The following is a 615-nucleotide window of genomic DNA, read 5'->3' as shown; positions in this document are numbered from 1 at the left end:
ATAATAAGCACTTTTGCTGTAATTGGAGCGATAGCTGTTGACATGGTGAAGTGAATGAGAATTGTGACGGGAAAGCATTATGAGAATTTTGAAGATGCAATACTTTTCCCAGAGTATGGAAAGAACAGCGAAGAGCTAAAGAAGTTTGTGGGCTCACTTGAAGGAGAAGAAACAGTGGTTACAGCGAGTTTGGAGTTAATTGACCTTATCTTAGAGCGGTTTAAGAGAACAGAAAGTGGAGAGCTCCTGTATTCTGATACAATGAAAAGCTTAACTTTGAAAGAAGCCTATGAGCTCAGAAAATACCTCGATTTTGACCTAAGAGGTGCAGCATTTGGTGAATTTTCCAAAGTCAGTGTCATCTTCTGTGAGGGAAAGACTGACTCAAAATTTTTCAAAGCAGTTTACAAAAAGCTATTCGAGTTTAAGGAAAGCAGAACAACACCAGAAAATTTGAAACTAATTGAAAAGATCTTTGAGAGGGATAACTTTGAACTTTTGAGAAAGGATGATAAGTTTCTAGCAATAATCCCAAGTGAAGGCAACGCTGGAGTCATAAGGAACTTAGGAAACTTTTTGAAAGCTATGGACGTTTTTGAGTTTAAAGTTGACAAG

1 pseudogene is annotated in these 615 nt (G+C 37.4%); it reads left to right on the top strand.

What is annotated here, in order from left to right:
* Positions 1-54: 54 nt before the first annotated feature.
* Positions 55-615: pseudogene (locus E3E37_RS10740) on the top strand (DUF3226 domain-containing protein); the annotation flags it as partial.

Origin of the sequence: Thermococcus sp. ES12 (genome assembly GCF_012027515.1) — an archaeon.
Taxonomy (GTDB): Archaea; Methanobacteriota_B; Thermococci; order Thermococcales; family Thermococcaceae; genus Thermococcus; species Thermococcus barossii.
This window is presented reverse-complemented; position numbering and strand designations above follow the sequence as displayed.